Origin of the sequence: Mycolicibacterium austroafricanum, assembly GCF_902705885.1 — a bacterium.
Lineage (GTDB): Bacteria > Actinomycetota > Actinomycetes > Mycobacteriales > Mycobacteriaceae > Mycobacterium > Mycobacterium vanbaalenii_A.
This window is the reverse complement of sequence record NZ_CACSIP010000021.1, coordinates 73,930-87,660: the sequence shown is the minus strand read 5'-3', so window position 1 is coordinate 87,660 and position 13,731 is coordinate 73,930. Positions and strand designations below refer to the sequence as shown.

Genomic DNA, 13,731 nt, shown 5'->3' with positions numbered 1-13,731 from the left:
CCCCCACCCATGCCGCCCCCTCCGGCCCCAGCGCCGCGGGAACGCACCTCGAAGGCAGTGTGGCTGCTATCCGGCGGCGCAGTCGTCCTTGCGGTGGCTGCGGTCGTCATGGGTGCGCTCGCTTGGACCCGACCAGATCCCGCGCCGATCACCACAACGGTGACACCTTCCGCCCCCACCTACAGCGCCGAAGAAATTAGCGCTGCCCGCGACGACGCTTGTGCGTCCGCAAAGTCGGTGGTCGCCGCGGTGTACGAGGCCTCGGTACCGCTGGTAGCAGCGCTGCCCAACCGGGAAAGCCCTGAGTACAAAGCGGCGCTCGCCAACGAGCAGGCCGTGGTCCTGGTCGAGATGGAGTATCTGCGGCTTCACACCCCGCCGGCCACACCTCGCGAGATCGCCGAGCCGATGACCGACTACATCAACGCCACACTTGCGGTGCTGGCTGCTGACACCAGCGGCCAGGACCGCAACCTACCCGCCCAGCAGGGCCAGACCGCGATGGACAAAGTCCATGCGGCCTGCCAGAAGTAGAAGGGACATCCAATGCCCGCGGTAACCAAGCCCTTCACCCTCCAGCCTGCCGAGGCACAGGCAGCCAACGCGTCCGCTCCGACCATGGTCGCCGAGACTGTCGCCCAAGCGCCCGCTGGTGCAGCGTCGTCGAGCGCTGCGGCCACCTGCGTGGCGCGGCCGATGTGGGCCCCGCTCGCGGAAACCGTCGCCGAAGATGAAGTGACTCGACAGGCCCTCAACGCCGGCGGAGGTCGGCGGATCGCGGGCATCTATCAGCGCAAGACCGAATACGTGACCACGATGGTCACGATCGACCAAGAAAACCGGCAGGCACTCACCCTCATACCCAGTGGCGGGACCGTGGGGATATGACCACCTACGCGACGTCAACCACTCAGCCGTCCCCCCCGATTGGCGGTCCACCCGCGACTCCCCCCCTCGCGGGTGGGCCACCTACTCAGCGGACTCCACGGCCCCGCCGGGCCGGGATAGTCCTCGCTGCATGCGCTTTGGTTACGGCGGCCGTGGCAACAGCGGCGACCGCGGCAGCGCTCGCCAGCCCAAGCACACCGGCGCAACACACCGTCAACGTCGTGCCGCCACCGCCAGCCGAGTACAGCAATGCGGAGGTTCAAGCAGCCAAAAGCTCGGCGTGCGCGGCCTGGGAACAGGCGGCACTCGCCACTGCTGCGGCAAGCAAGGAGCGCGCCGCTGTGACGGCACCAGGCTCCATCGATGAGCGCTTCGATGCCCGCGCCACAGAGAAGCGTGTGAGCATGGCCGAGATCTCTTATCTACGAACGCAGATTGAGCCGGCCGCACCGGAGACTGTAGTGACGCCGATCGAAGCCTGGATTGCCTCGGAGATCGACAGGCTGCATTCTGTGAATATGCGTGACTGGCCCGCGGCGAGCGCGGCGCTCAATCGCGGGAATGGTCTTGTGGATGTGATAGCCCCTGCGTGCGGGTTGCGCTAATGCCTTCGGTTGGGGGATCGGCGGGATCGTATGGGCCGCTTATTGTTACGCCCGACATGGTGCCGCCTGACGCTTCGCACTGGGATGCCCAGGAGCAGACGTACCGGGCCGGGGCCAAGACATGGGACGGCATCCACCGGCAGATCGTCCAAGATAACGCGGCGTTCCGACAGGCCGCCGACTCAACGGGTTTCGACAAAGCCCACGAAGCCGGGGCCCTGCTCGCCGAGGAAGCCAAAACGATCAGCGAGTGGCACGACGGCGTAGCGACGAAATGCAACGGTATCGCGGGCGTCCTGCGGGAAACCGCTGCAGCACAGGACCAGTTGGTGCGCGACGCAGACGCCAAGATCCAGTCGGCGAAGCTGCCAGGGGAGCGCGAAGCCCTTGTAACGCAGTACCACATGCAGGCCCGCACACAGACCGGCTGGGGCGTCGAAGCTGCGATAGCGCTGCACACGTCATTCAAGGGCAGCACCGAAAACACCCGTGCTCTAGACCTTTTAACCAGATACGGTGACGTCCCCAACAGCCCAGCGATTCGACCTGTCGATAACACGACACCGGGAATTGTGCAGGAGGACGACCCGCTGAAACGCGCCGATGACACTGGCGACAAAGTGGCTAAGCCGGAGCAGCCACCAGCGGATCCCACAGGTGCCTCTTCAACCCAAAGCGGCGTTGAGCCAGGGGGCAACACCGCGACAGGCGATGGAGGGATCACCGCGGCGGCCGGCCCGGTGACTCAGGCGACGCCTGGAGCTGCTACCTCGCCGCGCGCAACGGCTTCACCGCTGAGCGGCGGCGGTATGCCGTCTATAGGCGGTATGGGCAGCGGCGGTGGTGGCGGTATGGGGTCCGGCGGAATGCCCAAGATGCCGGGCGGCCTCGGGGGCGGCGGCATGCCCGGAATGGGGTCCAACCCGCTGAGTAGCGGGATGGGCCAAATGCCAGGTGCCGGAAGCGGATTGCCGAGTGCTGGCGGCATGCCGAGTGCTGGCACGGGCGCGGGGTCGCCCGCCGCTGCGTTCACCCAGGGGTTATCGACCGGTGGGGCGATCGGTGGTGGAATGCCCGCCGCCCCGCCAGCTCCAGCGAGTCCGTCACCGGCCCTGTCTGCCGGCGGGCACGCGGTGCCCGCTGCCCCTGTCTCGGCCACAGCCGGTGGCGGCATGTCGCCGGCGGCCGCTCAGCCAGGAATGGTCGCTCCAGCCGCTCCCGCCGCAGCCCCCACCGGCGCTGGTATGGGTGCCAGCGGCGGTGCTCCGATGATGCTTCCGCCTGGTTCGATGGGACCGCCAGCGGGCGCTGTTCCGCCCCCGGCGACGATGACGGCCGGCGCGGCCAGTGCTGCCACTAGCGCTCCATCGGCCTCGCCGTCGCCCTCGGGTGCGGGTGCGGGTGCGACGCTGATTCCGGCGAGCGTGGTGGCCGCAGGCCAGACCGCGGCGGCTCGTGAGCGCCGCGAGTCGGCCGACGCGGCAGCGGCCAAGGAGCTGGCATGGAAGCTCCAGCACGCGGCTCAAGCGGTCAACTATCCGATTGAGTGGGCCGTAGGGATCTTCCGCTCGTCAAGCGGCACGGAAACGGTCATCACTTCAAATGACGGTGCGAGCTACATCCCCGCGGGCGTGTTCGTTCCTCGATCAGTTCGTGTGTTGGCCACAGATCCGTTGGTGGATGACCATTTTCGGCAATTGTGGTTCGGCTGGTCGGATCCGGCCCGGGTCCTCGTCGAGTATGCGCAGCTGCGCGCCGAGTTGGGCTGGCGTCTGGTCGCGGCAGCGACGACAGGTCCGCTGACCGCGCTGCGCGATGCCGCGGTCGAGCATCCACCGTCATGCACCCGTCAGACGAACCCTCTTCTGCAGCCAGGCCAACAGGTAGCACCGCCTGGCATGGACAGCATGCACGTGCATCGGCTCGCCATGTTGTGGCCCGAGGTCTATCCACGCCTGCTGCGCGTCATGGATACCGACCCGATGCTCCAAGACAGAATCGTCGCGGCCACCAGCGCACTGCTGATGAACTCGGCCACCACCCAGTCCCAGGCCGTGGAGGGCGGCATCCCCAACGCCGTGCGCGCAATCTGGCTGACTCGGGGCGGGGACCGCGACCCCAGCCCCCAACAGTGGGCTGAGTACGACGCCGCGGCCAAAGACTTCAACACCGTGACCTCGATCTTCCGACCAGGCTTCGTCGGCCAGGCCGATCCGAGCGAGACCATTGAGGAGCTGGTGCGCTACCGGGCGCACTGGCTGGTGGCGCGTACCGCTGAACTGATCGGCGGGTGGGCCACGCGCCCGCTGCCCTTGCCCGATATGTGCTACGCCGCGGCGGCCGCCGGCAACGTCCACATCCGGGATCTCGTCGTGGAGTCGCTTGAAAGTGTCGAAGAGGACCTCGGGCACGGCCAGTGATGCCGACTCGTCCGTAGGCGGGTCGACTCCGGGGGTGTCTGTCGCGCCCGTAGCGGAGTAGAAAGTCGCCTACAGCAACGTCGCCCAAACTGGTTTTCAGTCAATTCGGCTGCGGTGGTGGCTGACCCGTTGTTTTGCACGGTACGGTTTTGGAGTGCCGATGAATTTGGCGTCTAAGACTCAGGTCTCAGGCCATTACTTCCTGCGTAGACGGTTGGGTTTCGCATTTCAGCGCCGGTCGGTGCGCATGCAGACCGACCGGATGCGTACCCAGCGATTGATGTTCATGATCTCGGCGCTTCTTGCTGTCCTGGTGGTCGTCGGGGCCCTCGTGGTGGGCTGGTTGAGGCCGGCGGGCTTGGTGAACGATTCGAAGATCGTCGCCGACCGCAAACTTGGGACGGTGTTCGTGTCGGTGGACGGCCGGCTGCATCCGGCCCTCAATTTGGTCTCGGCGTGGCTCATCGCCGGGGAACCAGCAGCACCGACCTTCGTCAGCCCCGACGACCTCGCCAAGTGGCCTCGGGGACCGCTGGTCGGCATCGAGGGCGCACCGACTGAGCCTCCTCGGGTACTGACACCGGAGATGTCTCGCTGGGCACTGTGCGACACCGCATCGCAGTCGATGAGCGGGCGCCCGACCATCACCGGGATCAACGGTGAGCTGACGATGGGCGATGGGGCCAGGGAGCTGGGAAGCGACACGGCGGTGGTCGGCACCTTCGATGATCAGACCTACGTCATCACCAACGGGGTTCGGATGCCGGTGGACCTCTCCGACCGAGCGGTGACTGATCCGGTCGGCTTGGAGGACGCAGGCGCGCCTGTGGAGTTGTCCCAGGCCATGCTCGACGCACTTCCCGCCGGTCGTCCCCTGGTGGTGCCAGCACTGCCACTGGCCGGTCAACCGAGCACGGTGAACCTGGGCACGCCGATGGTCAATGGCTCGGTGGTGGTGTCTCAGGACGTCGCCTCAGGCAACGATCAGTTCTATGTCGTCCTTGCCGATGGCGTGCAGCCGGTGTCCTCGGTGGTGGCCGCGATGCTGCGCCAACGTGATTCGTACGGAACCTCGCAGCCGCCGAGGATCTCGCCGGATGTCCTTGGCGACGTTCCGGTTCGAGAGGTCCTCGACGTGACCGGCTATCCGACCGCGCCGCTGAAGATTGTCGACTGGCGGGCCGACCCGGTGCTCTGTGTCGCGTGGGAGCGCGGAGTAACGGATCGCCAGGCCCGTCAGCGCTTGCTGGTCGGCCGGGCTCTGCCAGTGACGGCTGAGGAGGAATCACACCTCGTCCCTCTCGTCGTCAGCAGCGACGACCAAGGAAAGCTCGCCGATCAAGTGCTGCTGGCCAAAAGCCCGGCCACTTGGGTCTCGACGACCGGCGCAAGTCCTGACTCCGCCCGCCGCGAAACACTCTGGCTCATCAGCGAATCCGGTGCCCGCTACGGCGTCCCGTTCGATGATGCAGCCCTGCAGGCATTGGGGCTCAAGAATGCTGCCCCACTCCTAGCGCCGTGGCCACTGCTTCGGGTATGGCCTGCCGGCCCTGAACTGTCCAAGGAAGCGGCGATGACGATGCACGACACGATGACTGGCTCGGCTGCGCCGATGTCCGGACAAGGACGGTAAACGACATGGCGACAGTGAAACCCCGCCAGGGCGAGGTGAAAGTTCCCCCCACGATGGGCGGCAAGCTCTCTGTGGCCGAGCCGCTGGAGGCGCCGCGGCCAGTGCCACGGAGCAAAGTCGCGATCATTTTGCCGACCGTGATGGGTGTCGCGTTCCTCGGCATGATGGCGCTGATGGTGACGCAACCTGGGTTGCGCAGCGGCGGTATGGGTGTGATGAGCCTGTTCTTCCCCATCATGATGATTGCCTCGATGGCGGGCATGTTCATGATGAATCGGGGCGGTGGGACTAAGCAGCTGACCGGAGCCGAACTCGAACAAGCCCGCCGCGACTACGCGATGAATCTCGACGAGATTCGCGACAAGGTTCAGGACGCCGCACGCGCCCAGCACGCGCAGTTCGAGTACCTACACCCGGAGCCGGCCCTGCTGTCGGGGCTCGTGGGATCCACGCGGATGTGGTGCCGCACACCGAATCACCCGGTCATGAAGGTGTTCTACAGTCAGGTGCGCATCGGGCTTGGCACGTCGAAGGTCGTCAAAGAGCTGGAGACCAACGAGCTGGGGCGCCGCGAGGACTACGAGCCCGTCACCTACGACGCATCCTCGGCGTTCCTCCAAACGCAGAGCAAGCTGCAAAACGCTCCGAAACCACTGCTGCTGCGCAACATCGCCGGGATGGCCTTGATCGGCCGTGACGGCATGGACACTGTGTACGGCCTGGCCCGCGCGATAATCTGCCAAGCGGCTGTCGCCCACGCGCCACGCGACTTCAAGATCATGATCGTGACCGACGATATTGCTCGTTGGGAGTGGTGCAAATGGTTGCCGCACTGCGCGCATCCGACCCAGCGCGACCGAGGCGGCCCCACTCGAATGGTGTGGTCGACCGGGGAGCAGATGGATGCAGCGGTGGGGGTAGAGCTGCACGGCCGCGACGCATTCCGCTCCGGCGGGTCCACGACACCGCATTGGTTGGTGATCGACGATCGCCGCCGCCGCGGCGATGATCGTCACTGGGAGACGCTCACCCGCGCTACCGGCGTGGCTGGCATGACGTTCCTAGCCCTGTCCGACGAGCCTGGCCGCGGCGTGGGATTCGATGACGCTCATACGTTCTGGGTCTCCGAAAACGAGGTCACCCACCGCGGCCAGTGGTTCTGCCGGCCCGACACGATGGATCTGCCCAGCGCCCGGGTACTCGCCCGCAAGATGGCCCGCTACCGCGTTGAAGGTGACCGCTCCCGCAGCGTCATCGACGACACTGCCGTGGACGCCGATCTGTACAAGGTGATCGGCATTGACGATCCGGGCAATCTCGACGTCGAAAAGCTCTGGGCGCCAACACTGCCCGGCCCACCCTTCGAGGACAACCCGTGGGGCGCTAAGTGGATGCAGTTCCCGATCGGTGTTGATCCCACCGGAGCGCCGGTCTACATCGACTTCAAAGAGACCCATGAGGGTGGTATGGGACACCACATGGTGATCGCCGGCACGACGGGCTCGGGAAAGTCCTCATTCCTGACGACCCTGATCCTGTCGGGCGCGCTGACTCACTCGCCAGAGACGCTGGTGTTCGCGTTCTTCGACTTCAAAGGTAAGACGACGGCCAATATGGTGGCCGGGCTTCCCAATGTCGTGGCGGCCATGGGCAACCTGGCCAGCGACTCGCTGTGGATCGACCGCATGGGCGATGTCATCAACGGCGAACTGGAGCGCCGGAAGTCGCTGCTGGACCGGGCGGGGGTCAGCGAGGTTGCCGAGTACGAGTACCGCCGCATCCACCTCGGCATGCCCCTGGAGCCGCTGCCGGTCCTCATCATCGTCATCGACGAATTCACCCAGATGTTCATCGACGCACCTGATTCGAAGAAGATCGTTGACGAGATCGGACGCCAGGGCCGCGCCCTGAACGTGAAGATGATCTTGGGCTCGCAGCGCCTCGGTCACGAGATGCAGTCAGGCATCATGGCCAACATCCCCATCCGCGTGGGCCTGCGTACCCTCGACGCAGGCGAGTCGATGGCCATCATCGGCACCGACGAAGCCAAGCATCTTCCCGAAAAGCCCGCAGGCGCAGGTTTGTTGCGCGTACAGGGCCGTGACCGCCTGGTGCGCTTCCAGTCCGCGTTTGCCCGCAAGGTGTACCACCCGCCGCGGCGGGTGGCCGCCGAAGCGGTGCGCACCCAGGCGGGATACATGGCCCCCGAGGTGTTCACCGCCGCACCCATGGCAGCAATTCCGGTCGCGCCGAGAACATCTGCCGCGCCGGTAAATTCGACTGACACCGTGCTGGGCGCCGATGGTCAGCCCATCCGCGAGCTCGAAGCCTCTATCAAGTCCCTGCGCGAGCAGACTCGGGTGCCGGTTCACCAAATGTGGCTGCCGCCGCTGGAGCCGGTTCCGGTCGCCGAATTGGTGCGCCGCCTGCGGCGCAAGCCGTGGTACCAGGACTACGGACACACCGCCGGGCTGCAGTTTCCGGTCGGCATCGAGGACCGGCCGTTCCAGCACGCGCAGCGGGTGTATGCCCTGGACTTCTCCTCAGGCAACTGCGCGGTGATCGGTCAGCAGAGTGCCGGCAAGACCACCGCGCTGGCGACGATCATCACCGGCGCCGCCATGATGTATCACCCCAAACGTGTTCAGTTCGTCGTAATCGCCATGGGCGGTCCGCTGCTCAACGAGGTCGAAACGCTGCCCCACGTCAGCTCCTTCGCCCGCGCGGGGGACCGCGAGCGAGTGCAGCGCACCATCGCGGAGATGAAGCTGCTGGTGGAGGAGCGCGAGGAAGCATTCAGCCGACTCAGCCTGACCATGGACAGCTTCCGCGCTCGCAAGTTCGGCAATGAGCCCGGACCGGTGCCCGATGACCCCTTCGGTGAAGTCTTCCTGGTCATCGACGGATGGCAGCAGTTCCGGACGACCTTCGGTGAGGACATGCTCGCCGATCTCGGCGTCATCATGGAGCGCGGCAACAGCTTGGGCATTCGCGCGATCGTCGCAGCGACCGGATGGATCGCCGGCGGCTTCCCGTCCTGGATGTCGAACACCTTTACGCTCAATGTCGAGCTGGCCCTCGGCAGCCAAGACGATCCGTCGAAGAACAATCGTGTTGTCGCCAAGAAGGTTCCGTTCGGTAAGCGGGAAGTGCTCGGCGACCCGTCCGACCCGAATGCAGAGACCATCACCGAGACGATCAGCGGTCGCGGAACGTCAATGGCGGGCTACCACTTCCAGGCGGCACTGCCTGTCGTCACCACCTCGGCTGGCGCGAATATTGGGCCGCGCGAGGCCGCAGGAGTCATTGCCGAGCTGACTGGCGTAAGCCAGGTGGCCGAAGTCAGGATGCTGCCCAGCACGGTGAGCCTCGACGAGGTTTTCGCCGCCCACCGCCAGGCGCGCCCCGGCCTGGTGCCCTTCGGCATCTCGGAGGTCGGACTGGTCGCGGCCGAAGCCGACTTCAACCGGAACCCGCACCTGATGTTCATCGGCAACCCCGAATGCGGAGTGTCGAACTCACTGGCGGCGGTCGCACACTCGATCATGCGGTGCTACCGGCCGGAGGAAGCCCAGATCTACGTGATCGACCCCGGCAACTCGCTGGTCAAGGTGGTTCAGGGCGCGCACCTGGGCCGCTATACCGGCGGCGACGGCCTGGAGTCGGAGGGGTACACCTACTACGAGGACGACGTGCGCGCGATGACCGAATACATCGACGCGCTGCTGGCGCCGCGGATGCCGCGCGGCCGCGCTGGGCAGGAAGAACTCGCCCAGTCCAAGCGGTCGTGGACGGGTCCGGAAATCTTCGTCTTGATTGACGACGAGCAGATCGTGTCCGGTTGGAGTGCCGGGGCCAACATGTTCCGCGCCGATGGGAAGGGCCCGGCGACGGAGGGGCTGACCAAGTACCTCGACCGTGCTCGGGAGGTTGGTCTGCACCTGATTGTGGGTCGGCGGTTCCCGTGGGGACCGGCCATGTCCTCGCCGGTGGCGGGCAGGCTCATCGCCCAGACCGCGCCGCTGGTCGTCATGGACGGCAACCGGATGGAGGGCGAGCTGATCAGGGGAGTGCGTCCAGGCAAGCAGCCGGTGGGCCGAGGGATCTATGTGACCGACCGGCTCGCAGCCCCGGCCCAGATCGCGCAGGTACTGCCCCTTGTCTGACTCCAATGATCCGAACCAGCGGCTGGGAGAGGCCGTCGATGCGGCACGATTGGACATGGGTCTGTCCAAGACGGAGCTGGCCAGTCTCGCCAAGGTCGCGCGTTCCACCATCGCCATCCTGATCAACCGTGGCCAAGTCCCGGGCCGGGCGGTGACACGTGCACGTATCGAGGCCGCGCTGGGTTGGACCGCCGGCAGCTTCGACGCCGTACTGGACGGGGCGGAACCCACCTTGCTGTCGACCACCGAGTATCCGCTGAGCGGGGCGAAGAAAGTCCTGGTCGAGCAGCTCTCGCAGATCTCGCAGGAAGCCCGTTCAGGAGCCGCCACGGCAGAGGCGCTCAGCAAGCGCCTGCAGGTGATCGGTGAGCTTGCGGAATCCGCAGCTCAGCTGGCCACACGGACCCGCTAAAAGAAGTGTTCTGAGCACCAGTTGGTAGCTGGGACAATGAAAAAGTGAAGAAAAGTCCGAGCTACGCGCAGACAACCGGCGAATAACCAATTTGTTGAGATCGAATGTGGCTGCGCTGGTGGCAGCCTCTGCCGGTGCGCTCTAGTCTCGGTCTAATCAAGTTCCTAGCTCACTAGGGGAGGCTCATCGTGACCTTTTTTGTCGAACCCGTCGGGGTTGCTGCTCAATCCGTAGCTGAAGCTACCGGCGCAGCGACGACAGCGGGCGTAATCACCGGTTCTGCACCCGCCATGACCGCGGTCGTCCCGATGGGGATGGAGGAGGTCTCGGCCCTTCTCACGACCGTGATCCAGGCCCACAACGCACAGTTCCTCGCCGAAACCGGAGTGAGCGTCGCCGACCGGTCGATGTTCGCTGGGAACGTCGGTGTCTCCGGCGTGACGTACACCGCGACCGAGGCTGTCAACCAAGCCTCACTGCTGCTCTGAGATCATGCCCGCTCAATACTGGGGACTGACGCCGGAGGTTAACGCCATCCGGCTGACCACCGGCCCGGGCGCTGCGGCGATGGCCCCGGTGGTGGCCGCCTACACGGCCGCCGGCACGACGCACATACAACAAGGTGCGCAGATGATGGCCACAGCCGCCACCACCGCTGCGGGCAGCTGGCAGGGCGTCGGCGGCTCCGCGATGATGGCAGCCGCGCTCCCCAAGTCCGAGTGGCAGATCGAGGCGGGCGCTCACGCAGCGAAAGCGGGCACGCTGATCGGCGAGGCTGCCGCAGCTCATTCCGCAGCGGTCGCCGCGACAATCCCGTACCCCGTGGTCATCGCGAATCGCATCCGCGAAGCCACGCTGCAAGCGACCAACATCATCGGGCAGAACACTCCCGCCATCGCTGAGGCCGACGTCGAGTACGGCGAGTACTGGTCACAGAACGCCACCGCAATGACCGGCTACTCCACCGCCGCCGCCGGTATCGCCTCTGGGCTCAGCGTCCCGCTGACCCCACCGGTGGCCACCGGCGCCAATCCCGCAGGGATGGCCGCTGGCCTGGCCGGCATGGGCGCTTCGGCCGGACAGTTCGGTGCCCAAGCGACAATGCAAGGGCTCAGCGCACCACTGCAGGCAGCAGGGCAAGCCGTCTCGTCCGCCGCCCCAGCGGCCCTATCAGCAGCCACCAGCGCCGGTACGGGATCGTCCTCAGGCGCTGAGGGCGGTGACGTCGGAACCATGGGCAACCCGCAGCTGGGTCAGCCTGGCGGTAGCGACCTCCTCGGCTCCAGCCAGTCGATGATGGGCATGGCCAGTTCTCTACCTCAGATGGCCCAGGGCATGACCCAGCCGCTCTCTCAGCTCGCGCAGGCACCCATGCAGATGGGCGGGCAGCTCAGCGGGTTGATGAGCAGCATGGGTGGCATGGGCGGCGGCCCGGGCGGCGGGCTCACGGCCAGCTCACCCGGGGCCAACCTGGCATCGTCGATGAGCGGGGTCAACGGGGGCTTCGGCGCCGGAGGCGGGCCCGTATCGGCTGCGCTGACCAAGCCCGCTGGCGCCGGCATGGGCGGCGGACCGATCGGCATGCCGTCGGCCTGGTGGGGCCCAGCCTCAGCGGCGGACGGGTCCAGCGCGACGGGGCAGAACAAGCCGACCGCAGCAGCCCGACCTGCAATGCCGGCGATGGGTGCTAGCGCACCCATGGGCACCGGCATGGGGATGATGCCGATGGGTGCAGCCCAGGCCGGGCAGCGCCGCGATCAGAGCGCCGGCCGCGGCGAAGACGACACCTCGCTGTCTGTGGTCTTGGACGACGCCGACGCGATCCCCATCCTGACCGCCAATGGCGTGGTCTACACAGACGGGGGAGGGTGATCTGCCCGGCTGCAACCGGCACACAAACACACCATGACGACACACCCGAAACAGAAACAGACACCCTTCACGGGCCCGAAAGGAACATGACATGGCCGTTTTCACAACCGACTCGACCAAGCTGCGCAACGCAGCGAGCCAGCTCGACGAGATCAAGAACCAGACGCTCAACGCGCTGGGACGCTACATGACGATGAACCAGGACCTCGGCTCGACCGGCTTCGTCGGCATCGCCTCGGTGGCATCGATGAAGACCACCGAGGAAGTCGCCACCAGTGGCCGCAACGTGTCGGCGCGTTTCGACCAGGTGATCCAGAGCATGAACATGGGCGCGGCCGAGTACGACCGCATCGAGCAGGAGAACCAGCAGCACCTGGCCAGCATCACCACGCAGGCGTAACCCCCCCCACCCACAACGACTTTAAGAAGAAGGAGACTCCCCATGGAGGGTATGAAGTACGACCACGCGAAGATGGTCGACCACGTTGCCCAGCAGTCCGGCCTGGTCGCTCATCTCAACGGTCTCAAGGACAACGCACTCAATGTGCTCGCCCAGACGCAGGACTTCTGGACCGACAAGGGCGCCACCGCCTACGCCGAGGCGCAGCGCTCGATCGTGCAGGCCTATGAGCAGGTCTTCCAGACCATCGAGCGGCACGGTCAAGCGACCGGCGGCGCGTCGAACAACACCTCGGTTGGCGACGCGGCGCAGGCTGCCCGTTTCGTCGGTATCTGAGTAAAGGGCTGACCCATGGGAGCGCAGCTGTCGACCACTTCCGAAGGACTGTGGCTGACAGCTGCGCTCTCGGGTGTCACCAGACTTCCCGCGGCACTGCGCGTTCGCCCCGTGGGCGACGCCGAGGCGATGCTCGCCTCCCATCCCGGACTACCGGTCCTCGAGGAGGCCGGGGTGTGCCAGGGACGCACACTGGACCCCGATGTGCGGGAATGGCTTCTCACCCTGGGCCGCTGCGACATTGACGTCTCCATCAGGGTGACCCGACCGGACGAGCGCGCCGAGCGCCTCAGCGGTCCTCCCGAAATCTTCCGGACGCCTGTGGATCCGCTCAAGGAGCCGCTGGTCGCCGCGGCCGCGCTACGCGCATGGCGCGCACACCAAACAGCCGATCGCACAGCGGTTCTCTGCCGCCGTGACGGCAAATGGGTTGTTGCAGCGCGCGTGTGGCAGACCGGCGAAGAACCTCTCGATGAAGTCACGATCAGCCCCCTGGAGGACGACACCACAGTCTTCGAGGCCGTTAACGACCTTCTCGGTGAGGAGCTGCCCGCCGAGTTCGAGGGCATCAGCATCGAAGCTGAGCGCCTGGAGTCGGTCCTGACCACTTGGCAGGCAGATCCCCAGAGCTACGACGTGATCGGCGAACTGCTCAACTTGGGCTTGACCGCCCGTCAGGCCCGCGTCGTCGTCGCGGTGTCGGACACTGGTGCCGTCCGTGCGACCATCGGCGCCACCCAATATTCACTGAACGGGCCCGAGTTTGCCGCCACAGGCGCAGTGGTCATCGACTCACTCATGGGTAGGGTCGTCATCTCGTCCAGCGCCAATGAAGATCAGCAGCGCTGGACGATGCTGTTTCCCGGCACTCCAGCACGCGTTGGCCGTGCGGTCAGCGATGTCCTGCAGGAGTTGCCTAGCGGGGCCGATTGGGAGCGCCACCAAAGAATTCAGACATTTCACGCACGCTGATATGCCTAACGTCGTGGACGCCTGAAT

The 13,731-nt window shown here is 66.0% G+C and carries 13 protein-coding genes; 12 read left to right on the top strand and 1 reads right to left on the bottom strand.

Annotated elements, in window-relative coordinates; genetic code table 11:
- From BEMPMBAN_RS15105 to BEMPMBAN_RS15095, 3 genes are all read left to right on the top strand, one after another.
- The coding region (locus BEMPMBAN_RS15105; RefSeq protein WP_234897478.1) for a hypothetical protein at nucleotides 1-534 on the top strand (534 nt) is incomplete at its 5' end.
- Between the two features lie 12 nt (nucleotides 535-546).
- Entirely contained in the window at nucleotides 547-888 is a 342-nt protein-coding gene (locus tag BEMPMBAN_RS15100) for a hypothetical protein (RefSeq protein ID WP_159231285.1), read from the top strand.
- A 152-nt stretch (nucleotides 889-1,040) separates the two neighbouring features.
- A complete protein-coding gene (locus BEMPMBAN_RS15095; RefSeq protein WP_234897477.1) occupies nucleotides 1,041-1,493 on the top strand; it encodes a hypothetical protein in 453 nt (150 codons plus the stop codon).
- Between the two features lie 182 nt (nucleotides 1,494-1,675).
- Here BEMPMBAN_RS15095 and BEMPMBAN_RS32680 read toward each other — a convergent pair whose 3' ends face one another.
- Entirely contained in the window at nucleotides 1,676-1,951 is a 276-nt protein-coding gene (locus BEMPMBAN_RS32680) for a hypothetical protein (protein ID WP_234897476.1), read from the bottom strand.
- 831 nt (nucleotides 1,952-2,782) lie between these two features.
- Here BEMPMBAN_RS32680 and BEMPMBAN_RS32675 point away from each other — a divergent pair.
- From BEMPMBAN_RS32675 to BEMPMBAN_RS15050, 9 genes are all read left to right on the top strand, one after another.
- Entirely contained in the window at nucleotides 2,783-3,913 is a 1,131-nt protein-coding gene (locus BEMPMBAN_RS32675) for an EspK C-terminal domain-containing protein (RefSeq protein WP_234897475.1), read from the top strand.
- 160 nt (nucleotides 3,914-4,073) lie between these two features.
- A complete protein-coding gene (eccB, locus tag BEMPMBAN_RS15085) occupies nucleotides 4,074-5,546 on the top strand; it encodes a type VII secretion protein EccB (RefSeq protein ID WP_159231279.1) in 1,473 nt (490 codons plus the stop codon).
- Nucleotides 5,547-5,551: 5 nt separating this feature from the next.
- Entirely contained in the window at nucleotides 5,552-9,712 is a 4,161-nt protein-coding gene (gene eccCa / locus BEMPMBAN_RS15080) for a type VII secretion protein EccCa (RefSeq protein ID WP_159231277.1), read from the top strand.
- Nucleotides 9,705-10,124 carry a helix-turn-helix domain-containing protein gene (locus BEMPMBAN_RS15075; RefSeq protein WP_234897474.1) on the top strand — a complete coding sequence of 140 codons (420 nt, stop codon included), beginning with the start codon at nucleotides 9,705-9,707 and terminating at the stop codon, nucleotides 10,122-10,124. The genes eccCa and BEMPMBAN_RS15075 overlap by 8 nt, the downstream gene beginning before the upstream one ends.
- 188 nt (nucleotides 10,125-10,312) lie before the next feature.
- Nucleotides 10,313-10,612: a PE family protein gene (locus tag BEMPMBAN_RS15070; RefSeq protein WP_159231275.1), complete on the top strand. Its 300-nt coding sequence runs from the start codon at nucleotides 10,313-10,315 to the stop codon at nucleotides 10,610-10,612.
- 4 nt (nucleotides 10,613-10,616) lie between these two features.
- Nucleotides 10,617-11,996, top strand: coding sequence for a PPE domain-containing protein (locus BEMPMBAN_RS15065; RefSeq protein WP_159231267.1), 1,380 nt, complete (start codon nucleotides 10,617-10,619; stop codon nucleotides 11,994-11,996).
- Nucleotides 11,997-12,087: 91 nt separating this feature from the next.
- Nucleotides 12,088-12,396 (top strand): hypothetical protein, encoded by a 309-nt coding sequence (locus tag BEMPMBAN_RS15060; protein WP_159231256.1) that lies wholly within the window; start codon nucleotides 12,088-12,090, stop codon nucleotides 12,394-12,396.
- Between the two features lie 42 nt (nucleotides 12,397-12,438).
- Complete coding sequence (locus BEMPMBAN_RS15055) at nucleotides 12,439-12,732, top strand: WXG100 family type VII secretion target (protein WP_159231254.1); 294 nt, start codon at nucleotides 12,439-12,441, stop codon at nucleotides 12,730-12,732.
- Nucleotides 12,733-12,747: 15 nt separating this feature from the next.
- Nucleotides 12,748-13,704 carry an ESX secretion-associated protein EspG gene (locus BEMPMBAN_RS15050; RefSeq protein WP_159231252.1) on the top strand — a complete coding sequence of 319 codons (957 nt, stop codon included), beginning with the start codon at nucleotides 12,748-12,750 and terminating at the stop codon, nucleotides 13,702-13,704.
- The last annotated feature ends 27 nt before the right edge of the window (nucleotides 13,705-13,731 follow it).